The sequence below is a fragment of the Azospirillum rugosum genome, from assembly GCF_017876155.1.
Classification (GTDB): Bacteria; Pseudomonadota; Alphaproteobacteria; order Azospirillales; family Azospirillaceae; genus Azospirillum; species Azospirillum rugosum.
In genome coordinates this window covers 231,787-257,504 of record NZ_JAGINP010000009.1, presented here as the reverse complement: position 1 = coordinate 257,504, position 25,718 = coordinate 231,787, and the positions used below count along the sequence as shown (strand labels likewise).

The 25,718-nt window shown below is 69.0% G+C and carries 20 protein-coding genes and 1 pseudogene; 11 read left to right on the top strand and 10 right to left on the bottom strand.

Annotated elements, in window-relative coordinates; translation table 11 throughout:
* The first annotated feature begins 594 nt into the window (after positions 1 to 594).
* Positions 595 to 1,400, top strand: a pseudogene (locus J2851_RS14775) (IS5 family transposase).
* On the opposite strand, the gene J2851_RS14770 reads toward J2851_RS14775, so the two are convergent.
* Entirely contained in the window at positions 1,363 to 2,268 is a 906-nt protein-coding gene (locus J2851_RS14770) for an alpha/beta hydrolase (RefSeq protein ID WP_209767051.1), read from the bottom strand. The pseudogene J2851_RS14775 and the gene J2851_RS14770 sit on opposite strands and share 38 nt — an antisense overlap.
* A 117-nt stretch (positions 2,269 to 2,385) precedes the next feature.
* On the opposite strand from J2851_RS14770, the gene queC reads away from it, so the two are divergent.
* Positions 2,386 to 3,078, top strand: a complete 693-nt coding sequence (gene queC / locus J2851_RS14765) for a 7-cyano-7-deazaguanine synthase QueC (protein WP_209767050.1) — start codon at positions 2,386 to 2,388, stop codon at positions 3,076 to 3,078.
* 3 nt (positions 3,079 to 3,081) lie between these two features.
* Here the strand turns inward: queC and J2851_RS14760 are convergent, their stop codons facing one another.
* Together J2851_RS14760 and J2851_RS14755 are read right to left on the bottom strand one after the other, a co-directional pair.
* Positions 3,082 to 3,738, bottom strand: coding sequence for an elongation factor P hydroxylase (locus tag J2851_RS14760; RefSeq protein ID WP_209767048.1), 657 nt, complete (start codon positions 3,736 to 3,738; stop codon positions 3,082 to 3,084).
* Between the two features lie 83 nt (positions 3,739 to 3,821).
* Positions 3,822 to 5,831, bottom strand: a complete 2,010-nt coding sequence (locus J2851_RS14755) for a HAMP domain-containing methyl-accepting chemotaxis protein (protein ID WP_209767046.1) — start codon at positions 5,829 to 5,831, stop codon at positions 3,822 to 3,824.
* Positions 5,832 to 6,309: 478 nt separating this feature from the next.
* Between J2851_RS14755 and J2851_RS14750 the strand changes: the two genes are divergently transcribed.
* The 4 genes from J2851_RS14750 (at position 6,310) to J2851_RS14735 (ending at position 11,493) form a co-directional block, all read left to right on the top strand.
* Entirely contained in the window at positions 6,310 to 7,437 is a 1,128-nt protein-coding gene (locus tag J2851_RS14750) for a glycosyltransferase family 2 protein (protein WP_209767044.1), read from the top strand.
* Positions 7,434 to 9,170 carry a glycosyltransferase family 39 protein gene (locus J2851_RS14745; protein WP_209767042.1) on the top strand — a complete coding sequence of 579 codons (1,737 nt, stop codon included), beginning with the start codon at positions 7,434 to 7,436 and terminating at the stop codon, positions 9,168 to 9,170. The genes J2851_RS14750 and J2851_RS14745 overlap by 4 nt, the downstream gene beginning before the upstream one ends.
* Before the next feature lie 284 nt (positions 9,171 to 9,454).
* The gene (locus tag J2851_RS14740) at positions 9,455 to 10,615 is read left to right on the top strand and encodes a serine hydrolase domain-containing protein (protein ID WP_307419632.1); all 1,161 of its coding nucleotides are present in this window, start codon (positions 9,455 to 9,457) and stop codon (positions 10,613 to 10,615) included.
* Positions 10,616 to 10,698: 83 nt separating this feature from the next.
* Positions 10,699 to 11,493 carry a hypothetical protein gene (locus tag J2851_RS14735; RefSeq protein WP_209767038.1) on the top strand — a complete coding sequence of 265 codons (795 nt, stop codon included), beginning with the start codon at positions 10,699 to 10,701 and terminating at the stop codon, positions 11,491 to 11,493.
* Between the two features lie 25 nt (positions 11,494 to 11,518).
* Here J2851_RS14735 and J2851_RS14730 read toward each other — a convergent pair whose 3' ends face one another.
* From J2851_RS14730 to J2851_RS14720, 3 genes are all read right to left on the bottom strand, one after another.
* Positions 11,519 to 11,935 carry a nuclear transport factor 2 family protein gene (locus J2851_RS14730; RefSeq protein ID WP_209767036.1) on the bottom strand — a complete coding sequence of 139 codons (417 nt, stop codon included), beginning with the start codon at positions 11,933 to 11,935 and terminating at the stop codon, positions 11,519 to 11,521.
* Between the two features lie 147 nt (positions 11,936 to 12,082).
* Positions 12,083 to 13,066, bottom strand: a complete 984-nt coding sequence (locus J2851_RS14725) for a hypothetical protein (RefSeq protein WP_209767035.1) — start codon at positions 13,064 to 13,066, stop codon at positions 12,083 to 12,085.
* 123 nt (positions 13,067 to 13,189) lie between these two features.
* A complete protein-coding gene (locus J2851_RS14720; protein ID WP_209767034.1) occupies positions 13,190 to 14,749 on the bottom strand; it encodes an FAD-dependent oxidoreductase in 1,560 nt (519 codons plus the stop codon).
* A gap of 149 nt (positions 14,750 to 14,898) precedes the next feature.
* Between J2851_RS14720 and J2851_RS14715 the strand changes: the two genes are divergently transcribed.
* Positions 14,899 to 16,563, top strand: coding sequence for an NAD+ synthase (locus J2851_RS14715; protein ID WP_209767033.1), 1,665 nt, complete (start codon positions 14,899 to 14,901; stop codon positions 16,561 to 16,563).
* A 139-nt stretch (positions 16,564 to 16,702) separates the two neighbouring features.
* On the opposite strand, the gene J2851_RS14710 is transcribed toward J2851_RS14715, so the two are convergent.
* Together J2851_RS14710 and J2851_RS14705 are read right to left on the bottom strand one after the other, a co-directional pair.
* On the bottom strand, positions 16,703 to 17,272 hold the full coding sequence (locus J2851_RS14710) for a hypothetical protein (RefSeq protein WP_209767032.1): 570 nt from the start codon (positions 17,270 to 17,272) through the stop codon (positions 16,703 to 16,705).
* Between the two features lie 140 nt (positions 17,273 to 17,412).
* Positions 17,413 to 19,014: a B12-binding domain-containing radical SAM protein gene (locus J2851_RS14705; protein ID WP_209767031.1), complete on the bottom strand. Its 1,602-nt coding sequence runs from the start codon at positions 19,012 to 19,014 to the stop codon at positions 17,413 to 17,415.
* Between the two features lie 282 nt (positions 19,015 to 19,296).
* On the opposite strand from J2851_RS14705, the gene J2851_RS14700 reads away from it, so the two are divergent.
* The 3 genes from J2851_RS14700 (at position 19,297) to cysS (ending at position 23,152) form a co-directional block, all read left to right on the top strand.
* Complete coding sequence (locus J2851_RS14700; protein ID WP_209767030.1) at positions 19,297 to 20,025, top strand: hypothetical protein; 729 nt, start codon at positions 19,297 to 19,299, stop codon at positions 20,023 to 20,025.
* A gap of 256 nt (positions 20,026 to 20,281) precedes the next feature.
* The gene (gltX, locus tag J2851_RS14695; RefSeq protein ID WP_209767029.1) at positions 20,282 to 21,625 is read left to right on the top strand and encodes a glutamate--tRNA ligase; all 1,344 of its coding nucleotides are present in this window, start codon (positions 20,282 to 20,284) and stop codon (positions 21,623 to 21,625) included.
* Between the two features lie 153 nt (positions 21,626 to 21,778).
* The gene (gene cysS, locus J2851_RS14690; protein WP_209767028.1) at positions 21,779 to 23,152 is read left to right on the top strand and encodes a cysteine--tRNA ligase; all 1,374 of its coding nucleotides are present in this window, start codon (positions 21,779 to 21,781) and stop codon (positions 23,150 to 23,152) included.
* Here the strand turns inward: cysS and J2851_RS14685 are convergent.
* Complete coding sequence (locus J2851_RS14685) at positions 23,106 to 24,353, bottom strand: acyltransferase family protein (protein WP_209767027.1); 1,248 nt, start codon at positions 24,351 to 24,353, stop codon at positions 23,106 to 23,108. The genes cysS and J2851_RS14685 overlap by 47 nt on opposite strands.
* A 241-nt stretch (positions 24,354 to 24,594) precedes the next feature.
* On the opposite strand from J2851_RS14685, the gene J2851_RS14680 reads away from it, so the two are divergent.
* A complete protein-coding gene (locus J2851_RS14680; protein WP_209767026.1) occupies positions 24,595 to 25,059 on the top strand; it encodes a preQ0 transporter in 465 nt (154 codons plus the stop codon).
* 33 nt (positions 25,060 to 25,092) lie between these two features.
* On the opposite strand, the gene J2851_RS14675 is transcribed toward J2851_RS14680, so the two are convergent.
* Positions 25,093 to 25,698, bottom strand: a complete 606-nt coding sequence (locus J2851_RS14675; protein ID WP_307419628.1) for a cysteine hydrolase family protein — start codon at positions 25,696 to 25,698, stop codon at positions 25,093 to 25,095.
* Positions 25,699 to 25,718 lie beyond the last annotated feature (20 nt).

Sequence of the window (25,718 nt, the reverse complement as noted above, 5' to 3'; positions counted from 1 at the left end):
ATTGCCTGGTCACTCTGGCGAAGACGCCATCAGCAGCGGGCGCGACGCTCCCACTGGGCGCGCCGTACCCAAGCCGATAAAGTCCGGCTGTAGTACTAAGCCGCCATCGACGCCTTGCTGGCCGAGTTAGATACCTACGGCGGCGACTCGGATCTTGAACTGGAAGAGAGCGGGGGCGAACTCAACCATCCGCCCCGCTCATGGTTCCGAAAATGACCTCCCCGCGCCCGACCAAGGGGCAACCACCAGCACACTGGAGACCTCCGATATGACGATCCCCACCAACGCGCCTGAGGGCGCAAATGCCTCCTACTTAGATGCCGTAATGGGCGGTCGTCGGCAGGAGGAGTGTGATCTCATTAAGAACTACCAAACTATGATCGGTCTCGCCTATAGGCCGTAACTGCTACCGAGCATAGGTAGCAGAGCTGCCGCTGAGAAAAGCTCCTGTCCAATCTATGTCCGAAACCGACATTTGAGCAGGCAAGCCTCCCCTAGTCGGGAGGCTTTTGCGTTTCGGGCTCTTGGCCGTCGCTACCCGGCCTTTCCCCTAAGAGCGCCTAACAAAACGGGATTTGGGCTGTTGGGAGGGACATGGCTGCACCTCTCGTCTCCGACGCCCTGTGGGCGCTGATTGAACCGTTGCTCCCGCCGGAACCGCCCAAGCCGAAGGGCGGGCGGCCTCGGCTGGACAATCGCGCGGCGCTGACCGGCATCCTGTTCGTGCTGCGCACCGGCATCCCCTGGGAGTTGCTGCCGGTGGAGATGGGCTGCGGCTCAAGTATGACCTGTTGGCGCCGGCTGCACGAATGGCACCAAGCCGGCGTCTGGGAACGCCTGCACCGTGTCCTCTTGGATCGGCTGGGCTACGCCAACGCAATCAACTGGGAACGAGCCGCCGTGGACAGCGCCGCCGTCCCGGCAAAAAGGGGGGCGAGGCGACCAGGCCGAACCCGACGGACCGCGGCAAGCCGGGCTCCAAGCGCCACATCCTCGTCGATGCCAACGGCATCCCCCTGGCCGTGAGGATTTCTCCGGCCAACCGGCATGACAGCAAGATGCTGGAGGAGGTGGTCGATGCCGTGCCGGCGATCCGGCAATGCGCGGGTCGCCCACGACGACGCCCGACCAAGCTGCACGCCGACAAAGGCTATGATTTCGCCTTCTGCCAGCGGGCTCTACGCCAGCGGGCCATCATTCCGCGCATCGCCCGTCGCGGTATCGAGAGCAGCGAACGCTTGGGCCGGCACCGCTGGGTCGTGGAGCGCACGCTGGCTTGGTTCGCCCGCTTCCGCCGCCTCGCCGTCCGCTACGAGCGGCGCGCCGACATCTTCACCGCCTTCCACCACATCGCCGCCAGCCTCATCTGCTGGCGCTTCGTCCAGAAATGGTTCTGTTAGGCGCTCTAAGCATCGCCATCGTCGCGTTGAACAAGGCCCCGTCCGGATCGGCGAAGCGGTCCACCACGCTGAAATGGTTGGCGCCGGGTTCCACGAACTCCTGGATCGCGTTGCCGGCGGCGGCCCAGGCGCGGGCTTGGTCGGTCTGCTGGCGGTGCATCTCGTCGGTCTCATTCGACCCCAGCGCCAGAACGAGCAGCGGGGCGGGGGCGGGGACGTTGTGGACGGGGCTCAGGCGGCGTGCGGAGTCCGTGTCCAGGCGCAGTTGGTCGTTCACCTCGAAATGCAGCAGCGGTTCCAGGTCGTAGATGCCGCTGATGGACACGGCGCCCAACGCCCGTTCCGGGTTGCGGGACAGCAGCGTGGTTGCCAGGTGGCCGCCGGCGGAGTGGCCGGCCAGGACGAGGCGGCGCGAATCGGCGCCGAAGTCGGCCGCGTGGTCGAGGATCCAATCCAGCCCGATCTGGGCGTGGCCGATCAGTTCGTCCATCGTCACGTCCGGGCACAGGCCGTAGCCGATCATCGCCACCGCGACGCCCTGCGTCACGAAGGGCTCCGCGATGAAGGAATGCATGGCTTTCGACAGCGACCGCCAATAGCCGCCGTGGATGAAGACCAGCAGGGGCGCGCCATCGCCGGCCGGGAAGACGTCCACCGTCTGGCGCGGGTGCGGGCCGACGGGGATGTCCAGGGTGCCGCCAAGCCGCGCGCGCGCCGCGGCGCTCTGGGCTTCCCACCGGGCGAAGAAATCGGCGTGTTCGGGCACCAGCTTGCGGAAATTGTACTGCCGGTCGATCGCGGCGGCGTCCATGCCGTTGAAGAGGGGGGCGTTGAACAGGGGGCTTTGGAGCGGGGACTCGGACGTCACGGCAGGGCTCCTATGTGGTGTTCGGCGCGGCGCTGACATTGACCTGTTCGCGGGAAGAGGACTATCCCCAGGCGACGGACTATGGCGGATCGGCCGGACTGAGGAAAGGGCGGGGTCATGAACGGAAAGAACGCGGTCGTGCTGGTCAGCGGCGGGCTCGATTCGACGACGGTGCTGGCGATCGCCAAGGACCAGGGCTACCGGATCAACGCGCTGAGCTTCCGCTACGGCCAGCGCCACGCGGTGGAGTTGGAGGCGGCGCGGCGCGTGGCCTCGGCCATGGGGGTGGACCGGCACGTCATCGCCGACATCGACCTGCGGGCCTTCGGCGGCTCCGCCCTGACCGACGCCATCGACGTGCCCAAGCACGGCAGTGCTTCGGAGCTGGGGGAGGGCATTCCGGTCACCTACGTGCCGGCGCGCAACACCATCTTCCTGTCCTTCGCGCTGGCCTGGGCGGAGACGCTGGGCGCGTCCGACCTCTTCATCGGCGTGAACGCGCTGGATTATTCCGGCTATCCGGACTGTCGGCCGGAGTACATCGCGGCGTTCGAGACCATGGCGAACCTCGCCACCAAGGCCGGGGTGGAGGGCACCAGCCGGTTCAAGATCCACGCGCCGCTGATGACGCTGGACAAGGCCGGCATCATCCGGCGCGGGCTGGAGCTGGGCGTGGACTACGGCCTCACCCACTCCTGCTACGACCCGACGCCGGAGGGCGAGGCCTGCGGCACCTGCGACAGCTGCCTGCTGCGCCTGAAGGGCTTCCAGGAGGCCGGGCTCAGCGACCCTGTGCCCTATAAGGAGTAGCGGTCAGGCGGCGGCGGGGCGCCGCTGGTCGGCCCAGGCGCGGGCGGTGGTCGGGCGGCCCTCAGCGTCGATCAGGCCGCGCTGGTGCAGTTCGTCCACATGGCGGACGAAGAAGCGGACGGTGCTCTCCCGCTCCCAATGCTCCATCCAGTTCTGCTCCAGGAAGGCGAGGATCGCCGGCTGGCCCAGCTCCGCCTCCCACAGGATGCCGAGGAGCGAGGTCTGCTGCTCCTCGTGCATGCACTCCTCGAAGGTCAGCTTCTGCTGGCTGCGGGCTTCCTTGCGCCGGGTCGTCTCCGGCCCCGGCCCCAGGCCGTAGTCGTAGAGCGGGCGGCGCTCCGGCGCGGCCAGCAGCCAGTGCGCGACCTCGTGCACGATGACCGTGGCCTCCACGTCCGTGCGGATGACCTTGCCGTCCCACATGAAGGAGGTGTTCGGCGGCTCGTCCAGAGTGTCGATGCCGTGGGCGTGGGCCAGCCGCACGGCGTCGGCGCGCTGGTCCGGCGTGTCCACGCCGCCCGGGACGGGCCAGGTGGCGGCGATGCGGCGGAAGGCGGCCAGGGCCAGCGGCCCCGCTTGGAACGCCGGGTCGGCCAGCGTCTTCTCGAAGGCGGCCAGGGCTTCCGGCATCACCTCGGCCGGGATCGGGGTCAGGATCATGGTGCACAAACGACAAAGGGTCCGGAATGGGCCTATGTGCCCAATCCGGACCCCCGGTGCAAGGCCAATCGCCCTTTGTGGCGTTACGCCGCGCGCATGTCATGGAGGAAGCGGGAGACGAAGCCGCGCAGACCCTCCGCCTCGCCGTTCAGGCCGTCGGCGGCGTCCAGAACCTGGCGGGAAGCGTCGCCGGTGGCTTCCGCCGCCTGGGTCACGCCGACGATGGTGCCGGTGACCTCCTGGGTGCCGCGGGCGGCTTCCTGGACGTTGCGGCTGATCTCGCGCGTGGCCGCACCCTGCTCCTCCACCGCGGCGGCGATGGTGGCGGAGATGCTGCTGATCTCCCCGATCACGCGGCCGATCTCGGCGATGGCGGCGGCGGCCTCGCGGCTCACCTCCTGGATGCCGGCGATCTGGCCGGAGATGTCCTCGGTCGCCTTGGCCGTCTGGTTGGCGAGGTTCTTCACCTCCGACGCGACGACCGCGAAGCCCTTGCCGGCCTCCCCGGCGCGGGCGGCCTCGATGGTGGCGTTGAGCGCCAGCAGGTTGGTCTGGCTGGCGATGTCGTTGATCAGCTGCACCACCTCGCCGATCCGCTGGGCGGCGTCGACCAGGCCGCGCACGGTGGTGTCGGTCTTCTGCGCCGTGGTGACGGCGGCGCCGGCGATGGCGTTGCTCTGGGCGACCTGGCGGCTGATCTCCTGGATGGAGCTGGACAGCTCCTCCGCCGCGGCGGCCACGGTCTCCACGTTGGCGGTCGCCTGGCTGGAGGCGGCGGCGACGGCGCTGGCTTGCCGGGTCGTCTGCTCGGCGGTGGCCGACATGCCCTGCGCCGTGGCGTGCAGCTGGGTCGCGGCGGAGGAGACGCGGCCCAGCACGTCCAGCACCAGCCGGTCGAACTCGCGCGTCAGGGCCTCGATCGCCTCGGCGCGCTTCTGCCGGGCCTCCTGCTCGACGGCCTGCTCGGCGGCCAGCTGGTCGGCGCGGATCAGGCTGTCCTTGAAGACCGCCACGGACTTGGCCATGCCGCCGATCTCGTCGCCGCGGTCGAGGCCGGGCACGTCCACCGCCCGGTCGCCGCCGGCCAGCCGGGTCATGGCGTTGGTCATCGCCACGACGGGGCGCGCCAGGCCGCGGCCGATCAGCAGGGCGGAGAGCAGGCCCAGCAGAACGGCGGCCAGCGAGGCGGCGACCACCGTCTTGCGGGCGTTGTCGACGGTCCCGGATGCCTCCGTCCCCAGGTCGGACTGGTTGCGCACGCTGGCGTCGCGCAGCTGGTCGGCGCGCGCGTTGATCGTGGGGCCGAGCGTTTCCAGCATCCCGCTGACCAGCTCGTCGCGCTTGGTCGTGGCCACCACGGCCTTTTCAAGCTCGGTGGAAAAGACCCGCTGCAGCGCGATGAAGGACATGGCGGCCTTGCGCCGCTCCAGGTCGTTCAGCTTGGCCAGCATAGCGTTGCCGCGGTCTCGCGCGCGCTGCATCTCCTTGCGGGCGCCGTCGGCGCTTTCCGCCTTGCCGTCGATCAGGAAGCGCGCCGTCTGGATGCGCGTGGCCAGGAAATGGCGGCCGGCCATGCCCGCCAGGTAGGCGCCTTCGGTGTCGCCATCCGCGTAGGCGCTGTCCATGATGGAGGTGAGCGCCTTTTCCATCTTCGGGCCCAGCTCGTCCAGGGTGGCGATGGACTCCGACCGCGCCGCCTGGAACTCCAGCACCTTGGCGAAGCTTTCCTGGTACTGCTTCAGCTCGTTGCCCATCTGCTCGACCGTGCGCAGCAGGGTCGGGTCGGAGAACAGGGCCTTCGTGTCATCGATCTGCGTGGAGATCGCCGCGGCGTGGGACCCGACCTCGCTGGCGGAATCCTCGTTCCCGGTCAGCAGGAACGTCTTCGCGTGCAGCTGCGTCTCCAGCATCAGCGCCTGGATCTTGCCGACCTCGATCGACTGCCGCGCCAGCGTCTGGTAGGTCGCGAAATCGTCCTTCGCGTTGGACAGGGCCAGGACGCCGATGGCCCCGATGGCGACCAGGAAAATCAGGATTCCGGCGCTGGCGGCGGTGATCTTGGTTCCGACCCGCAAACGGTTGAGCACGCTCATGGCGGAAGGGCTCCGGGGAGGGAGAAGGTTTAGACTTCAAACATGGCAGCACCCGGTTACCAATACATTAAGTGTGCCAAGTCTGTGACGCGGCCTGTGACATTGAAAGACGCTTGAGCGGAGCCGTTTGGGAAAAGCCGTCGGGCGCCACTGGGGCATCAAAGGCAAATTCCCACCACTTCCGTGTTCTGGCGGTCCGGTGTGTCCCTGGAATATTTGTCGGGCCCGTGGTGTTTGCCCCCATCGGTGGACGGCTTTCGGTGCGCCCCCTGGCTGTCCGGCTGCCCGGTTGAACTCCAGTTGAACAGGGCGTGGGCCACGAAATGACCACAAGAGAGGCATTTTGCTCAATCCCATGTATCGTGGTATACGCCCAACGGCGGAGCGCCCGGCCGGGGACGTCCGCCAACCGGTTTCCATCCCGGCTTCCGCCCCGGTTTCCACCCCGGTTTCCGAAGACCTGACGCAACGGCTGGCCATGTCCCTTTCCGACGCGCCTTCCCTGGTGGCCCCGGCCGTGCCCGGCGATGCCCCTCCCGCCACGATGACCCATGATCCGAAGCCGGGCGATCCGAAGCCGGGCCGGGGCCGTCGCGCGCGGCGTCCCCGCCTGTCGGTCGTCATCCCCTTCTACAACGAGGGTGCCAACGTCGACGCGCTGTTCGACCGGCTGGTGCCGGTGCTGGACCGGCTGGACGCGGAGTGGGAGGTGGTCTGCGTCAACGACGGCAGCCGCGACGACACGCTGGACCGCCTGCTGGACGTGCACGACCGCGACCCGCGGGTGAAGGTGGTCGACCTGTCGCGCAACTTCGGCAAGGAACTGGCGCTGTCCGCCGGCCTCGGCCACGTCACGGGCGACGCGGTGGTGCCGATGGACGCCGACCTGCAGCACCCGCCGGAGCTGCTGCCCCAGTTTCTCGCCAAGTGGCGCGAGGGCTACGACGTGGTGGTGGCCGTGCGCAACGCGCGGGTCGGGCAGAGCTTCAAGCACCGGATGTTCGCGCGCGCCTTCTACTGGATCTTCGACAACCTATCGGAGGTGAAGCTGCCGCGCGAGGTCGGCGACTTCCGCCTGATGGACCGCCGCGTGGTGGAGGTCATCAACCGCATGCCGGAGCGCACGCGCTTCATGAAGGGCATCTTCGCCTGGGTCGGCTTCCGCCAGGCGAGCATCCCCTACGAGCAGGGCGAGCGCGCGGGCGGCGAGACCAAGTGGGGCTTCCTGAAGCTGCTGCGCCTGTCCTTCGACGGGCTGACAGCCTTCTCCACCTTCCCCTTGCGGGTGTGGAGCCTGGTGGGCATGGCGGTGTCCGGCTTCGCCTTCGTCTATATCGTGATCCGCGTGATCCGCACGCTGCTGCACGGCATCGACGTGCCCGGCTATGAATCGCTGCTGGCCGCGGTGTTGTTCCTGGGCGGCGTGCAGCTGATCACGCTGGGCATCCTCGGCGACTATCTCGGCCGCGTGTTCAACGAGGTGAAGGGCCGGCCTCTCTACATCGTGCGTTCCGCCCACGGCTTCGAGGACGAGGAGGCCGCCGCGGCGCCCGCCGCGTTCCGGACGCCGCGGCGCGGGGCCGGCACCGAGGACCGTCGTCCATGAACTATCAGTCGCCCGCCGAGCTGGCGGCCCTGGGCAAGGCCCGGGAGGCATCCGGTTCGGGGGCCGGCTTGGGGGCCGGTTCGGCGGCCGCTTCCGGGATCCGGTATGAGCACCGGCGCGCCGGCGCGCTGTGGGACGATCTATCGCGCGCGCTGCTCCTCTGCCTGCTGATCATCGCCGTCCTGAGCTTCCGCTCCTACGGCATCAGCACGGACGAGGAGGTGCAGCACATCTACGGCAAGAAGCTGCTGTCCTTCTACCTGTCGGGCTTCACGGACCGGTCCGCTTTCCACTTCAAGGACCTGTACCTCTACGGCGGGCTGTTCGACCTTGTGACGGCCCTGCTGGTCCATGTCTCCCCGTTCGAGGAGTACGAGACGCGGCACCTGCTCTGCGCCCTGGTCGGCGTGCTGGGCATCGCCGGCAGCTGGCGCTACGCGCGCCTGCTGGGCGGGCCGCGGGCGGGATTCCTGGCGGCGGCGCTGCTGGCGCTGTCCGGCGTCTATTACGGCGCGATGTTCAACAACACCAAGGACGTGCCCTTTGCGGCCGGCATGGTGTGGACGCTCTATTTCGGCACGCGCATCATCAACCAGCTGCCGAGCCCCAGCCGCAGCGCGGTGCTGAAGTTCGGCCTCGTGCTCGGCCTGACTCTGGCGATCCGCGTCGGCGCGGTGCTGGCCGGCTTCTACCTGGTGGCGGCGCTGTCGCTCTACGTCGTGCTGGTGGCGTGGCGCGACGGGCTGGGGCCGGCGCTGTCGGACACGCGGCGCATCGTTCTGGCGCTGCTGCCGGCGCTTCCCGTGGCCTACGCGCTGATGGCGCTGTTCTGGCCCTGGGCCGTGCTGAATCCGCTGAACCCGCTGGAGGCGTTGCGCGTCGTCTCGCACTTCCCGATCGACATCCAGACGCTGTTCATGGGCGAGATGGTGCGGTCCAGCGACCCGCCCGCCCTCTACCTGCCCGTCTACCTGGCGGTGAAGCTGCCGGAGGCGGCGCTGCTCGGCGCGGCGGCGGCGGTGGTGATGGCCGGGGTCTGGCTGGCGCGCGGCGGCTGGAAGGCGCGCTGGGGCTTCCCGCTGGTGCGCTGGGTGCCGCTGGTCCTGGGCGCCTTCCTGCCGATCATCCTGTTCATGCTGCTGCGCCCGTCGGTCTACAACGGCATCCGCCATTTCCTGTTCGTGGCGCCGCCGCTGGTCGTCATGGCCGGGCTCGCCATCGACCGGCTGTGGATGCGGGCCGAGGGTTTGGGCCGCCGGCCGGGGCAGGTCTTCGGCGCCACGGCGACCGTGGTGGCGGTGCTGTACGCCTGGCAGCTCGGCGCCATGCACCCGAACCAGTACGTCTACTACAACCAGTTCGCCGGCGGCATGAAGGGTGCGGAGGGCAACTTCGAGCTGGACTACTGGGGCAACTCCCAGCACGAGGCGCTGGAGGAGCTGATCGCGCTGGTCGAGCGCGAGAACGACGGCAACCCGCCGCAGCGCCAGTACACGCTGTCCGTCTGCGGCAACACGCTGGCCGTGCGTTTCGAGCTGCCGCCCTGGCTGAAGCTGGTCAACGGCATCGAGCCGGACTGGCGCAAGGCCGACTTCTTCATGGCCTTCACCCAGGTGAAGCGCTGTCCGTCGCTGCTGAACGGCCGCCCGATCATCGAGATCGCCGCCGACGACGTGCCCCTGACCATCGTGAAGGACCGCCGTCCCCCGCCGGCGGAGATCCCCAGCGAGTAGGGCGGTCTTCTGTTCCCATGTTCCGTCGTCATTCCCGCAAAGGCGGGAATCCAGTCTGTACAGGCACTTATGTGCGGAGGTTCCTGGACCCCCGCCTTCGCGGGGGTGACGGAACTTCCATGAAACCCGCGCCCCTCCCCGACAGACTACCCCTCCGGCCCGCGGGCACCCCGTTGGCGTGATCTCCGTCCGCGGGCGTACCGTGTGACGATTCCGACACCCACTCTCCCCTCCAGGGTCGTGCGGGACGGAGGGGTGGGATGCGGGGGCCGGTGGTCGGTGTCGTGTCGTTTCTCGCCCTTTGGGGCTGGGTGTCGGTTCCCGCGGCCGATCCCGTCGCCACCCATCCAAGCGCTGCCGGGGGCCTGCGGGACACCGTCGCGGCGATGGCCGACCGGCGGCTGTCGGAGGCCGGGCCGGGCAGCCTGGTGGTCGGGGTCATCCGTGACGACGTCAAGGTGGTGATCGGGCGCGGCGACAGCGGCCGGCCGGACGGCGGCCCGCCCGATGGGCGCACGCTGTTCCAGATCGCCTCTCTGACCAAGCCCTTCACCGGCACCATCCTGGCGGAGTTGATCCGCGCCGGCCGGGTGGCACCGACCGACCCGCTGGCCCGCCACCTGCCCCAGCCGACCCACGCGCCGGATTTCGACGGCCAGCCGATCCGGCTGCGCGACCTCGCCACCCACACCGCTGGCCTGCCCAACGTGCCGGAAACCCCGCGCTTTTCCTGGAGCCGGCTGGAGGACCCGCGCAACCCCTACAAGCCGCTGACGCGGGAGGAGGTGGCCTCCTGGCTGTCGAACTTCAGCCTGCCGGTGCCGCCGGGCACCCGCTTCCGCTATTCCAACGTCGGCATGGCCGTGCTGGGGGAGGCGCTGTCGACCGCCGCCGGAACCCCCTACGAGACCCTGCTGAAGCGCGTCGTCACCGAGCGTTTCGGCCTGAAGGACACCACGCTCCGCCTGTCCGCGGAGCAGCGCGCCCGCAAGGCGGTGGGCCACGCGCGCGGTCAGGTCGTCCCCGACTGGGAGGCGCCGGCCATGCAGCCCTCCTTCGGGCTCTATTCCTCGGCGAACGACCTGCTGCGCTGGCTGCGCGTCAACATGGGCGACTGCTCGGCCGCCGCGGGGAATGGGAGCGCTTGCGATCCCGAGGTGAAGGCCACGCTGACGCTCGCCCAGTCGGTGCAGGTGGACGGCCGGGCGCTGCGCGACCCGGGCGCGCTGGGGCAGGGGGCGATGGCGCTGGGCTGGTTCGTGGCCTGGGCGGGCGACGGCACGCCGATCCTCTGGCATTCCGGCTCGACCGGCGGGTTCAACGCCTACATCGCCTTTTCCCGCGCCCACCGCTGGGCCGCGGTGGCCCTGACCAACAGCGACCCCGACCGTGTCGTCGCCGACAAGGTGGTGGGCGACATCATCAACCATCTCGAGTCGCACTGAGACGGGTGCAGCGGAGGGGGCGCGGCAACGCTTCGCGGGCGGCGGTGTTGACCCAGGAGGTCACCACCATGGAGAGCCCGGGCATGAAGCAGTTCCTGTTGACCAGCGCGTCCTTCGTCGCGATCACGGTCGGCGCGACCCTGTTGCTGCGCAGCGTGTCCGGGGCGTCCGCGGCCCGGCAATCGCCGAGTGGGGGCACGGCTGGCCGACGGGCGGTGGTCAGGCCCCCGGAGGCCGCGTCCGGGATCGCGCCGGCGCAACGCGGGATGTCGGACGAGGAGGTGCGCACGGTCACGCGCAACTTCCTGCTCTACTTCGTCATCCCGCTTTGGCTCGCTTCCGGCGTGGCCGACTGGCTGTGCCATCGGACGACCGACATCCAGCACACCACGGGCGCCAAGGAGACGATGATCCACCTGCTGATGCTGGTGGAGATGGGCGTGCCGACGCTGGCCGGCCTGTTCCTGGAAATCAACTCGCCGGTCCTGGCGCTGATGGTCGCGTCCTTCCTGCTGCATGAGGCGACGGCGCTGTGGGACGTCAGCTACGCCGTCACCGCGCGCGAGGTCACGCCCATCGAGCAGCACGTCCACAGCTTCCTGGAGATGCTGCCGCTGATGGCGGTGTCCTTCATCGCCGTGATGCACTGGCCGAAGGCCCTGGCCCTGGTCGGCCTGCGCGAGGACGAGGACCGTGGCTTCCGCCTGAAGCGGGATCCGCTGCCCACGGGCTACATCGCCACGCTGATCGGGCTGATCGGCCTGCTGGAGGTGCTGCCCTATCTGGAGGAGATGTACCGCGACTGGCGCGCCCATCCCGGCCGGCTGATGCCGCCGAAGGCCGAGCAGAGGCAGGAGGCGATCGAGGCCGCGGGCTGAGCCGCGGGCTGAGCGGGGGGCCGCCTCAGTGCAGGCGGGTGGAGGAGGGGCGGCCGACGGGGTCGGTCGTGTGGACCAGCGGGTCGGCGATCGGGCCGGCCTGGTGGTGGACGAGCCGCCATTCCCCGTCCTCGCGCGCGAACAGGTTGGTGGCGGCCAGCACGGCGTGGCCCAGCGTTTCCTCGCACAGGACGACCGCGGTGTCGCCGTACAGGGACACGCGTTCGTTGCGCGCCTGGATGACCGGGCCGCTGGGGACGTTCAGGATGTCCCCCCAGCCGGTCATGACGGCGTCGCGGCCGAACAGCACGGTCCAGCCCGGATGGATGCAGGACACGGGCAGCCGGGCCGCCCATAGGGAATCCATGGCGGGATAGTCGCGGTCGCTGAAGGCCCGGTAGAAGGCTTGGTTCAGGGCCAGAACGGCGTCGCGGTCGGTCATCGTGGATCGGTCATTGTGGAAAAGCTCTCTGGATCACCCAGAGAGCTTCTAAACAAGCAACCGTTTCATTCGCAAGTGCCGGTCCGATATAAATCACAGGCCAATGCCCTTGGGCCAATGCCTTCTGGGGAGCAACCGACGTGTTCCTCACGCCTTGATGTCAACCTTGGCGGGCGCTTCCGTCTTGTCCGTGGCGGCCGTGCTGGCGGTGGCCTTGCCGTCGGTCAGGCCTTCCACGGGCTGCGACAGGTCCAGGTTCAGGTGCAGGACGCCGTCGGCGCTCTTGGTCGGCTTCAGCACGCCGGAGCCGCTCATTCCGCCGCCGCCCTTGGCCATCATGCCGTTCAGCTTCTCCAGGACGCCCTTGATCTCGTCCTCGCTGAAGCCGTCGGCGCGGACGATCATGCCCGTCGACTTGCCGGTGACCTTGGTGTTGGTCTGGCCGAACGCGACGCTGCCCGACCCGTCGCCGTTCAGGGTCGCCTCCAGGCTCTGGTCCTGGCGCTGGAAGTCTAGGGTGGACTTGGCGAAGGAGATGCGGACCGACTTGTCGCCGTCCTGGATCGTCAGCTCGATCCCGCGCGACTCGATCGTGAACTGGGAGCGCGCCTCCTGCATGCTCATGGACATCTGGCTGAAATCCATGGACTTCAGCTTGTCCTTGAGATGGTCGCCGAAGCCGTCGAGCACGCCGTCGACCCGGTCCTTCGGCATGCCGAGCGCGCCGAGCGTGCTGCCCAGGTCGCTCTTCAGGCCGTCGATGGCCTTCTCGAAGGCGCCGGCCAGGCCCTTGGAATGGTCGAGCGCGCCCTGCATGATGCCCAGCGCCTGCTGCGCGCGGTCGCTCAACGCCTGGGCGCCCGTGCCGCTGCCGCCGGCCTTCCCCTTTCCGGCGGCGTCCGACGCGCCCTTGCCCGACGCCTGCGCGGATGTCTTGCCGGAAAGGCCGTCGAGCAGCGTCTCCATGGACTGGCTGATGGTGTAGGCCGGGCTGGCGGCCTTCTTATCGTCGGCCTTCGTGTTCTCCGGCGCCGAAGAGGCCGACTTGCCATCGGTGGTCTTCTTGGCCGCCGGGGTCTGGAGGACCGAACTGGTCGTCCCGTTCGGCCCGGAGAGTTCCGAGTAGTACATCGACGTCTCCCGCGTATTATCGTTGTCAGCGCACCGTACTATCGCCGCGGGAATCTTTACCACAGGTTAATTCGCTGCGCCAGGGCGCAACGCCAAGTCGCAATACTTTGTAAACTTACGGTTCTACCCGGTGCGGCGGGTAGGCTCCTCCACCTCGGCGAGCGGCTGGGAGGCCGGCCCGTTCAGCACGGCGCCATCCACCGCGAAGCGGGAGCCGTGGCAGGGGCAATCCCAGCTCTTCTCCCCCGGATTCCAGTGCACCACGCATTTCAGGTGCGGGCAGACGGCGGAGCGGCGGTGCAGAGCGCCGGACTCGTCCCGGTAGACCGCGATGGGCTTTCCGCCGGACTTCAGCACGGCGCCCTCGCCGGGCGCGATGCTCTGCTCCGACTCCACCTCCGACCGCCGCACATAGTCCAGGTACTGGCGGCCGACGTCGATGTTCTCGCGCAGGTAGGTGCCGAGCTTGCTGGTCATCTTGCGGCCGGGGTCGTACAGCGCGGCCCAGGGGCTGCCGCTGCCATGGATCAGCTCGCACAGGACCATGCCGGCGATGGTGCCGTGGGTCATGCCCATGCCGCTGTCGCCGGTCGCCACGAAGATCCGCCCGCCGTAAGCCGGGTCGCGGCCGATGAAGGCCAGCCCATCGAAAGGCTCCATCACTTGGCCGGACCAGCGGTACTCCACCGCGCCGGCCTCCGGGAAATGCTCGCGCGTCCAGGTCTCCAGCGCGGCCCAGCGGCTGTCCATGTCGCGCGCCTCGCCGGTCTTGTGGTCCTCGCCGCCGACGATCAGCAGGTCGTGATCCCCCTCCGGCTGGAGCCGCACATAGTGATAGCTGTCCAGCGTGTCCCAATAGAGCCCGTCCGGCACCGCTCCCTTCGGCACGCGCGCCGCGATGGCGTAGGTGCGGTAGGCGGCCTGCTTGGTGTGGATGGCGAAGCGGTCGCTGATGGGGGAGTTGGTGGCGACCACCACGGCGTCGGCCTCGATGGTCGTGTGGTCCGGCCCCACATGGACGTGCGCCCGCTCCCCCTCCTGCCCGACGGCGGAGACGTGGGCGTGGGTGGCGAGGCGGCCGCCGCGCGCCAGGAAGGCGCGGGTCAGCCCGGCCAGGTACTTCAGCGCGTGGAAGCGCCCTTGCCGCGGGAAGCGCAGGCAGGGGCCGGAGTGGTGGATGGGCGGATGGTCCATCCGCTCCACATCCTCCAGCCCGGCGCGGCGGGCGGCGTCCAGTTCCTTGTCGATCGTTGAGGGCGACTGGCCGGGCGCCAGCATCAGGTAGCCGTCGAGCCGCGCAAAGTCGCAGTCGATGTTTTCCTCGCGCACCAGCCGCTCGATGGCGTCGATGGCGGCGCTGTGGCTGTCGGCGGCCATGCGGGCGCCGGATTCGCTGTGCAGCCGGATCGTCTCCGTGTAGCGGTCGTCGATGGCGTTGGACAGGTGGGCGGTCGTGCGCCCCGTCTCGCCGTCGCCCGGTGCGCCGTCGTCCAGCAGCAGCACCCGCTTGCCGGAGCGCTGGAGCATATAGGCCGTGGTGACGCCGGCGATTCCCGCCCCGACCACGATGACGTCGGGCTTCTCGGCCGCGAGGTCGGCGTTGCCGGCGGGCATCGGCCCGGCTTGCATCGAGCTGGTGGACGCGCTCATCCAGACGGAGGTCGTGGTGCCGGAACCCTGCATGGCCTGTTACCCTTTCCGATGAGCATGCGTTCCCAGGGGAACAGCCACGCAACGGGCGGGTTCCGGTGCGCCAGCACGTCGCTTTCGCGCCCGGCGTCCGGCTGCTACGCTGCCGCTTCGTCCTTGCCGATCCACCAGACGACAGAGCCATGACCGACCGCCTTACCATCGCGCTGGCCCAGCTGAACCCGACCGTCGGCAACATCACGGCCAACATCGACCGCATCCGCAACGCGCGGGCCGAGGCCGCCGCCCGCGGCGCCGACCTCGTCGTCTGCCCGGAGCTGGTGGTGACCGGCTACCCGCCCGAGGATCTGGTGATGAAGCCCTTCTTCCTCGATCTCGTGGAAAAGGCGGTGCGCGGCCTCGCCGAGGAGACCGCCGACGGCGGCCCGGCGGTGCTGGTGGGGACGCCCTGGCGCGACGGCGGCAAGCGCTACAACGCGGCGCTGCTGCTCGACGGCGGCAAGGTCGCGGCGACCCGCTTCAAGGTGGACCTGCCGAACTACGGCGTGTTCGACGAGAAGCGCGTCTTCGCCGCCGGCCCGATGCCGGGCCCGATCAACTTCCGCGGCGTGCGGCTGGGCGTGCCCATCTGCGAGGACATCTGGAGCGCGGACGTGGTGGAGACGCTGGCCGAGAGCGGGGCGGAGATCCTGATCGTCCCCAACGGCAGCCCCTATGAGGTCGGCAAGCACGACCAGCGCATCCAGCTGTCGGTGGAGCGCGTCACCGAATCCGGCCTGCCGCTGATCTACGTGAACCAGGTCGGCGGCCAGGACGAGCTGGTCTTCGACGGCGCCAGCTTCGCGCTCGGCGCCGACCGCAAGCTGGTCGCCCAGGCCCCGTCCTTCACCGAGCACCTGATGCTGACCCACTGGCAGCGCGGCGCGGATGACGTGTGGACCTGCGCGGAGGCGGAGCGCATCGCGCCGGCCGGGGACCTGGAGTCGATCTACTCCGCCCTGGTGCTGGGCCTGCGCGACTACGTCACCAAGAACCGCTTCCCCGGCGTCATCCTGGGCCTGTCGGGCGGCATCGACTCGGCGCTGTCGGCGGCGATCGCGGTGGACGCGCTGGGAGCGGAGCGGGTGCACGGCGTGATGATGCCGTCCCCCTACACCTCGCAGGAGAGCCTGGACGACGCGGCGGAGTCGGCTGAACTGCTGGGCTGCAAGCTCGACACCATCCCCATCGTCCCGGCGATGGAGGCGTTCGAGCGCATGCTGCTGCCGGCCTTCGCCGGCCGCGACCCGGACATCACGGAGGAGAACATCCAGTCCCGCTCGCGCGGGATCACGCTGATGGCCCTGTCCAACAAGTTCGGCGCCATGGTGCTGTCCACCGGCAACAAGTCGGAGATGTCGGTGGGCTACGCCACGCTCTACGGCGACATGTGCGGCGGCTACGCGGTGCTGAAGGACGTCTACAAGACGACCGTCTACGACGTGTCGCGCTGGCGCAACGAAAGCATCCCGGTCGGCGCCCTGGGGCCCGCCGGGCGCGTCGTGCCGGAGCGCGTGCTGGTCAAGGCCCCGACCGCGGAACTGAAGCCCAACCAGACCGACCAGGACACGCTGCCCCCCTACGAGGTGCTGGACGACATCCTGGAATGCCTGGTGGAAAAGGACCTCGGCGTGCCGGAGATCGTCGCCCGCGGCCACGCGCCGGAGGTGGTGAACAAAGTCTGGCGCATGCTGCACCTGGCCGAATACAAGCGCCGCCAGGCCCCCCCGGGCCCGAAGATCACCCGCCGCATCTTCAACCGCGAGCGGCGGTATCCGATCACGAACGGGTTCACGAGCATCGCGTGAGGCGCGGTTACGGCCGACTTTTGCCCCCTCCCTAACCCTCCCCCTCTTCGAGGTGGAGGGGACTGCCGCCGTCCTTCCCTCCACCGCTGAAAGCGGGGGAGGGTGCCCGAAGGGCGGGAGGGGGCATCGGCGCCCAGACTTACGCCGCCTCGGTCAGCGCCAGATGCGGGCGGCGCATCATCGACTGGATGGTGAAGGGGGCGCGCACGCCGCCGCTGAACAACTCGGCGCACTCCAGCGCCTTGAGCACCCGCTCCTCGGCCGGCTGGCCGACGGTCGAGGCGAGCGAGCCCAGCGCGTAGTCGGAGCCGCAGCCGATGGCGTGATAGCCGCGCACCGCCTCGCCGACCTGATAATCGGACTGGATGCTGAACAGGCGCCCCTCATAGCCGACCATGAAGGTGCCGCCCGTCTCCACGTCGTTGGAGCGGTGGGCGTAGCCGCCGTCCTTCAGGCAGCCGCGGACGGCGTCCACGAAATCCACCACCATGTAGCGGAAGACGTCGGAGTCGGCATCGCGGTGCGGCGGTTCCAGCCGGTAGTGCAGAAGCTGGCCCATGCGGAAGGAACTGGTGAAGCCGATCAGCATCTCGCCGTTGCGGAACACCTTGGTGTCCGCGCGGACGGTGATGTCCAGCCCGTTCACGCCGGCGCTGTCGCCGCCCATCCACACCCGATCGCCGTCCACCAAGCCCACAATGCAGGTCATCGCTGTCCTCGTTCCCGTTCCTCTATGCGCGGAAGCAAGGCCAGGGTGGGCTTTTATGGTTAACGAAATGTTGCCACGCCGCGATGCCGAAGGGGGTATTCCCCTTCGGCAGCTGAGGCGTGGCAAGGACTTAGCGGAAGCTAGTCCGACGCCATCAGTTCCAGCGGAGCGTCCACCGGAGTGGCGTTGGCGGCGTTCCGGTTGGCCGCCGCCCGCGCCACGTCCGGCGCGCGGCGCGGTTTGGCGAGCAGGTCGTCCTGGATGACCTCCCCCTTGCGGTCGGTCACCATGGTCGGGGTGAACAGGCTGGCGTGGCGGCCGTCCACTGGGAAGGCCGGGGTGAACAGGCTATCGAGCGGCTCGGTCGTCGTCACGCCGCTGCGGTTGGGGTGGCGGCGGCCCAGCAGGTCGAAGGGCGAGGTGTCATAGAAGGCGCGGAACAGCGGCTTCACCACGCAGACGGCCAGCTGGTCCCAGGTCAGGTCGTTGCGGCGGTTCCAGGCGAAGCGGAAGACCTGCCGGAACAGCTGGGCGCGGTGCTCCTTCATGCAGCTCATTGTGCGGACATAGGCCGCGACCTCGTCCAGCGGGTCCTTCGGCCAGACCACCAGCGTGTCGCCGTCCATGTCGCGCAGCCGCACGTTGGGCAGGAAGCCGCCCTCCGCGGCGATCTCGCGGAACAGCGGCGTGCCGGGCAGCGGGATGGCCAGGCTGAGGAAACCCGGCGAGGTGACGTCGTCGCGGCTGAGGATGTCGTTGATGTCGGCGCGGAAACTGTCGATGGTCTGGTGCGCCGGGTCGAAGATCAGGCCGTAGTCGAAGACCATGCCGTGGTCGATGCATTTGCGCGCGATGTCGAAGCGGTCGACGTGGCGGTTCTGCTTCTTCGAATAGCGCTCGATCATGTCGCTTTGCAGCGACTCAACGCCGGAGAACAGGCCGACGCAGCCCGCCTCCTTCACCATCACCAGGTTTTCCTCCTTGGCGAAGAAGTCGGCGGTGACCAGCGCCAGCCAACCCTTGAAGTAGCCGCGTTGCCAGTATTCCTTCACGATGGCCAGCCGCTCGCGGAAGCTGGCGCGGTCGTTCCCGTAGAAGTTGTTGTCCTGCAGCGAGATGTAGCTGCACTTGCCCAGCGCCTCGAACTGGGCGCGGATGAAGCTTTCCGAATAGGTCTGGTACTTGCCGCCCTCGCCGGTCAGCGAGCAGAAGCTGCAGGCGAAGTTGCAGTTCCGGCTGGTCTCCACGAAGCCGACGCCGTCGATGCGCTTGTACAGGTCGAAGCGCGGGACGAGGCCGGGCTTGACGTAGCCGGGGCCGAAGGCGTCGGCGATGACGTCCTCGATCTCCTCCAGGTCGCCCTCGCAGGCGTAGTCGAAGCAGGCCCGCGCCAGCGTCGGCAGGGCACGGATGGCCGGGCCGCCGGCCACCACGATCACCCCCGGATTCTTGGTCCGCGCGTAGGCTGTCAGCTGCCGCATGCGGTCAAGCGCGTTGGTCGTGCCGGTCAGGACCAGCATGTCCGGCCAGGCGAAGTCATCCTCCCGCTTCAGCAGTCCGGACTGCACCTCGCAGTGGGTCCGCACCTCGCACAAGTCGGGGTTGAAGGCGCCGGCCAAGTAGAAGGTGGCCGTCGCGGCGGTCAGGAACAGTTGCCGCGGTTCGTAGGTCCGGAACGAATCAAAGCTGGCGTTGACCAGGAGAATCCGTTTTTTGCCGCTGCTGCGCCGGGAGATGAACATGACGACGGGCTTCTCCTGAAGGGTGAGGAGACATCGCTTTGGGCGAACCGGGAGGGCTTAATCCGAAGATCAGATGCTATCACCAGTTAGCGAAAGAATAGATCGAAGGTCAAATAATTTTGCGTTACATGAAAGACATCATTCGATCCGAAGTCACGCAGGCGGGGCAGGGCTGCATATAATTGTATGTTTGACCGCGTGACTTGCCGCCTTTTAAGGCATCTCGCGCGGGATTGTGCATCATGATACGGTGGAAAAATCAACCACCGGAGGTGATGACCCATGCCTCGCGCGCGCATTCTTGTCCTGGCGATCGCCATCACCCTTTCCGGCTGTACCGCCAACCAGACCGCTGGCCAGGTTGGGGACGGCCGCGCCCTCTACGACCAAGCCATCGACCGCAGCGCCGTGTACCAGGAGGCGAACGTCCGCCGGTTGGCGCCGCTGGCCTACCCGGTGCGCGCCCTGTCGCTGACCGGCAACACGGCCTGGGCGGCGGGCAAGGAGGGGCAGAAGGTCACCATCGACAGTCCCTACGGCCTGTGGATTTCCGTGGAGCCGGAATTGCAGGCCATCTGCCGCACCTACCCGCGCGACCAGGTGATCGACCGGCTGCACCAGCTTCTGGGGCTGAAGCCGGCGACCGACTCCGACCGCAGCGCGCGTTTCATCCGCTTCACGATCGAGGAGCAGAAAACCGGCCCGGCGGTGACCGGCGTCTTCCGCCCCTGCGCGAACCCCGACCCGACGGCGACGCAATGCGGCAACCAGATCACGACGAAGCCGGAGCAGGCGGCCTACGTGTCCTGGTTCGCCAACCAGATGGTCTTCTCCTACAAGCGCGACGCGTCGATGGGCGGCACGGGCTATCCCTGGACGCGGCTCGGCTACACCTACAACTGGGATCCGGCGGCGGCGGACATCCGCGGCGTCCAGGAGTATGTCGTGCCGGACAAGACCGTGGTCACGGTGACCGAGATCGTGACGCCCGAGGATTACTGCGCGCCCTGAAGCGAATGAGCATTCGCTTCAGATTCATATGGCCTCATTCGCCGGCTCTCAGCGGATGCCTGTGGCATCCGCCTGCCGCCAGCGGGAACTCCGTTCCCGCGAGAGGCCGGGCTTCGGTCGCACGTGCGACCGGGCCCGCAGTCGCGGTCCAAAGCGGATCGCCATCCGCTTCAAACCTCCGCATGCGCGGCTTTCGGAGCGGGGCGCGGCGTGCTAGGACTGCCGCCCCGTCCCCGACTTTCGAACGATCGCCGTCATGACCGTCGCCGTCCGCTTCGCCCCCAGCCCAACCGGCCTTCTTCACGTGGGCAACGTGCGCCTCGCGCTCGTCAACTGGCTGTTCGCGCGCAAGGCCGGCGGCAGCTTCCTGCTGCGCCTGGACGACACCGACGAGGAACGCTCCAAGCCCGAATACGCCGAGGGCATCGAGCGCGACCTGACCTGGCTGGGCCTGACCTGGGACCGCTTCGCGCGGGAGAGCGACCGCTACGGGCGCTACGACGAGGTCGCGGAGGCGTTGAAGGCGTCCGGGCGCCTCTACCCCTGCTACGAGACGCCGGAGGAGCTGAACCTCAAGCGCGCCAGCCTCGTCTCGCAGGGGCGCCCGCCGATCTACGACCGCGCCGCCCTGCGCCTGACGGAATCCGACCGCGCCCGGCTGGAGGCGGAGGGGCGCAAAGCCCATTGGCGCTTCAAGCTGGAGCACACGCCGGTGGAGTGGACCGACCTCGTCCGCGGGCCGGTGCATTTCGAGGGGACGGCGCTGAGCGACCCGGTGCTGATCCGCGAGGACGGCCGGCCGCTCTACACGCTGACCAGCGTGGTGGACGACGGCGACCTCGCCATCACCCACGTGATCCGCGGCGAGGACCACGTCGCCAACACGGCGGTGCAGATCCAGATCTTCCAGGCCATTGGTGCGCTGGTGCCGGAGTTTGCGCACCTGCCGCTGCTGACCGACGCCGCCGGGGCGGGCCTGTCCAAGCGGCTTGGCAGCCTGTCGGTGGCATCCTTGCGCGAGGAGGAGGGGATCGAGCCGATGGCGCTGGCCAGCCTGCTCGCCAAGCTCGGCACCTCCGACCCCATCGAGCCGCGGCTGACGCTGGACGAGCTGGTGGCCGAGTTCGACATCGCCAAGATCGCCCGCGGCACCCCGAAGTTCGACCCGGAGGAGCTGGCGCGGCTGAACGCCCGCATCCTGCACCTGCTGCCCTTCGAGCGTGTGGCCGGGGAGCTGGCGGCGCTCGGCCTCGTTGGCGCCGATGCGGCCTTCTGGGAGGCGGTGCGGCCGAACCTGGGGCGCATCGCCGACGCGCGCGACTGGTGGGCGGTGACCCACGCGCCGGTCACGCCCGTGGTGGAGGATCCCGGCTTCCTGGCCGACGCCGCGGCGCTGCTGCCGGACGAGCCGTGGGACCTCGCGACCTGGGGCGCCTGGACCGGTGCCGTGAAGGGCAAGACCGGCCGCAAGGGCAAGGACCTGTTCCTGCCGCTGCGCCGCGCGCTGACCGGCCGCGACCATGGACCGGAGTTGAAGAACCTGCTACCCCTGATCGGCCGCGAGCGGGCGTTGAAGCGCCTTGCGGGCGAGACGGCTTGACGCTCATTTCGGTGGCCGCAGGCCGGGCTTGGGTTTAACCACAGAGACACGGAGACACAGAGAAACCACGCCCTCTGTGTCTCCGTGTCTCTGTGGTGACGCACCGCTTACAATGGATTGGCTGAAAGGCCGCTTGATAGGAGACATGGCGCCGTGCCGCTGGACCTCTACAACACGCTGACCCGCCGCAAGGAACGCTTCGAGCCGATGAGCCCGGACCGGGTGGGCATGTATGTCTGCGGCCCCACCGTCTACGACACGGCGCACATCGGCAACGCGCGGCCGGTCGTCGTCTTCGACCTGCTGTTCCGGCTGTTGCAGCGGCTCTATCCGGCGGTGACCTACGTCCGCAACATCACCGACGTGGACGACAAGATCATCGACCGCTCGCGCGACAGCGGGGAGCCGATCGAGGCGCTGACCAAGCGCACGGCCGACCTGTACCACGCGGACATGGACGCGCTGAACGCGCTGCGCCCGACCATCGAGCCGCGCGCCACCCACCACATCGCGCACATGGTCGCGCTGATCGAACTGCTGATCGAGCGCGGCCACGCCTACGCGGCGGAAGGGCACGTGCTGTTCTCCGTCCCGTCCATGGCGGACTACGGCCAGCTGTCCCGCCGGACGCCGGATGAACTGCTCGCCGGCGCCCGCGTGGACGTCGCCCCCTACAAGCGCGACGCGGCCGACTTCGTGCTGTGGAAGCCGAGTGCGGCCGACCAGCCCGGCTGGGACAGCCCCTGGGGCCGCGGCCGGCCGGGCTGGCACATCGAATGCTCCGCCATGGCGAAGGAGCATCTGGGCGTCACCTTCGACATCCACGGCGGCGGGCTGGACCTGATCTTCCCGCACCATGAGAACGAGATCGCGCAGAGCCGCTGCGCCCACGGCGGCGAGGATCTCGCCCGCTACTGGGTCCACAACGGCTTCGTGACGGTCGAGGGCGAGAAGATGTCCAAGTCCCTGGGCAACTTCTTCACCGTGCACGAGCTGCTGGACGAGTTCCCCGGCGAGGCGATCCGGCTGACGCTGATGAGCGCCCACTACCGCCAGCCGCTGGACTTCACGCGCGAGGGGCTGAAGCAGTCCAAGGCGACGCTCGACCGCTGGTACCAGGCGCTGCGCGGCGCCCCGGCGCCGGCCGCGGCGGAGCTGCCCTTCGATGTGCTCGCGGCCCTTGAGGACGACCTGAACAGCCCGCTCGCCATCTCCCACATGCACGAGCTGGCGGGCGCGGTGAACAAGGCACAGACCGAGGCGGACAAGGCCGCAGCCAAGGGGGCGCTGCTCGCCGCCGGGGAGGCGCTGGGCCTGCTCCGCCAGGATCCGGAGGCGTGGTTCCGTTGGGCGCCGAAGGGGGCCGCCGCCCTGTCGGACGAGGTGATCGCGCAGCTCATCGCCGACCGGCTGGCCGCCCGCAAGGCCAAGAATTTCGCGGAGGCCGACCGCATCCGCAAGGACTTGGCCGACCAGGGCATCATCCTGGAAGACGGCCCGCAGGGCACGACCTGGAAGCGGGCGTAGCGCCCACGGCCTGTGGCGTGTTGCCGTTCTGAGGGGCCTTCCCCGGCGGTGCGCCGTTCAGCAGGAAGCGCAGGACCGGGGAGCGGCGGACCGCCGCGTGGTGGAAAGCCAGCGGGACCAGCAGGCCCAGCGCCGCGATCAGCAGGAACTCCACCCCCGGCTTCCACGGCACGGCGAGCAGGGCGAAGCCGGCGACCACCACCACCGCGTGGTGCAGCAGGTAGATGCTGTAGGAGGCCTGCGACAGCGCCCGCACGCCCCGGTTCTCCCGCGCGAACCAGGCGAGCGCGAGGCCGAGCAGCAGGCGGAAGGCCGACCAGGCGCAGACCGCGCGCAGCACCTGGTCGAGCACCCGCAGCGCCATGGGCTTCTGCACATGGTCGAGCCCGACCTGCCCCAGGAAGCACAGGGCATAGAGCGCCACCACCGTCCAGCTGGTGCTGGCGAAGCGCGCCGGCCCGCCGGCGAGGTGGGCGATGTAGACGCCGACCAGGAAGAAGCTGGCCGAGATGGCCGTGCTCAGCGCCGAGGAGGTGGTCGGGGGCACCGGCTCCAGCAGCAGGGGGGAGATGTTGTCGAACCCCATGGTGCCGACCAGCATCACGCCCAGCAGGACGGGCGGCAACCAGCCGTCGCCCGCTTCCACGAGGCGCGCCAGCCAGGGTGTCCGCGCGCGCAGCACCGCGTAGAGCCTCGTCGCGACGGGGTAGAGCAGGCAGAGCAGCACCATGCAGGCGAACAGCTCGACCAGGAACCACAGGTGATAGGTCAGGCCGCCGCTCCAGAAGGCGTCCGGCAGCGTCCGGGTCAGGAAGGCCGCGAGCGTCAGCCCGGGATCGGCCGAGAGGGTCGACAGCCACAGCTGAAGCACGTTGAAGGTCGCGGCCACGGCGATCAGCGGCACCAGCAGCCGCGTCGCCCGCGACCGCAGCACCGTGGTGGGGCCGTGCTTGCGCAGGCTGCGGGCGATCAGCAGGCCGGAGATCAGGAAGAAGGCCGGCATGCGGAAGCTGTGGATGAACTCCGCGAACAGCCCGATGCCCGGGATCGTGTCGGGGGAATCGATCAGCCAATGGTAGTCGGGGGTGTAGATCAGCGCCGCGTGATAGGGCACGCCGAGGATCATCAGCAGGCTGCGCGCCGCGTCCAGGGAATGATCCCGCACGCCGCCCCGTGTCTTTGCCGGGGTGCCATCGGCCATCGCGTCCACCTTGCTCCGTTCCTGTCGACGACACGGTAACGTTTCAGCCGGATCACAGGCACACCGGTCAAATGGCGTATGTGCTGGGGTTACGCCTTTGCGTCAGGGAGCCTTCTCCGGGAAGGGTTCACCGGATGGGGCGGAAGCTGTTACAAGGTCGCGGCGGGGCGCTCGCATTCACGCGGGTGGCTCCCATTTCCGCACCCGTATTCCCGCGGGTTGCCTTCGGAGGATCTTGGACATGCTCTGGCTTGCCGCCTACATCGGCAGCGTTCTCGCCATCAACTACGCCTTCAGCTGGGCACCCCACCTGGACCTCGTCTGGTCCTGCTGGGCCGGGCTGATCTTCCTTCTGCGCGACATGGTGCAGGTCCGCTACGGCCATTGGTCGCTGGCCGCCATGCTGGCCGCGACGGCCCTGTCCTTCCTGCTCGCCGACCCCTTCGTCGCGACGGCCAGCGTCACGGCCTTCGCCGTGTCGGAGCTGATCGACTGGGGCGTCTTCACCGTCACGCGGCGCCCGCTGCGCGACCGGCTGTGGATCAGCGCCGCCCTGTCGGTGCCGGTCGACACGGCCATCTTCTTCGGCATGCTGGGCGTCTGGGAACCGTCCGTCTGGGCCGCCAGCCTCGCCTCCAAGCTGGCCGGCGTGTCGGCGGTGTGGATGCTGATGCGGGCGCGCGACGCACGGCCGGTGGCGGCGTAAGGGAGCCGGCGTAAGGGAGCCCCGGGGGCACCCTCACCCCCACGCCGCCGCGTCCTTCACGACGATGGCGATCCGGTCGGCCAGCCCGGCGAGCGTCGCGGTCTGCACGGTCTGTGCGGCCATGACGCCGCCGAGCGGGTTCGGCAGGTCGCGGGTCGCCGTGGCGGCGGCCACCACCGTGCAGCGCCAGCCGAGGTCGAGCGCGGCGCGCGCCGTGCTGTCGACGCAGTTGTGGGTCATGAAGCCGGCGAGGATCAGCTCGCTCCGGCCGGTGGCGCGCGCCTGCTCCTGAAGGTCGGTGCCGGCGAAGGCGTTGGGCAGGCGCTTGGCGATCACCGACTCCCCCTCGGCCGGGGCCAGGGCGGGGATGACGGCGCCCATCGGGCCGCCGGGATCGAACAGGCCGCCGGGCTTGCCGTGATGGACGATGTGGATCACCGGCACGCCGGCCTTGCGGGCCAGCGCCAGCAGCCGCCCGGCCTCGGCGACGGCGGCGCCCACGCCGGACAGGGGCAGGGCGCCGTCGGTGTATTCGCGCTGCGCGTCGATCAGCACGAGGACGGCCTTGTCGAGGGGGCTCGGGTGCAGCGGCGCGCCGGCCAGGGACAGCAGGGACTTGGGCTCGGTCATCACGGTCATCGGGAACACTCCGGGACGCT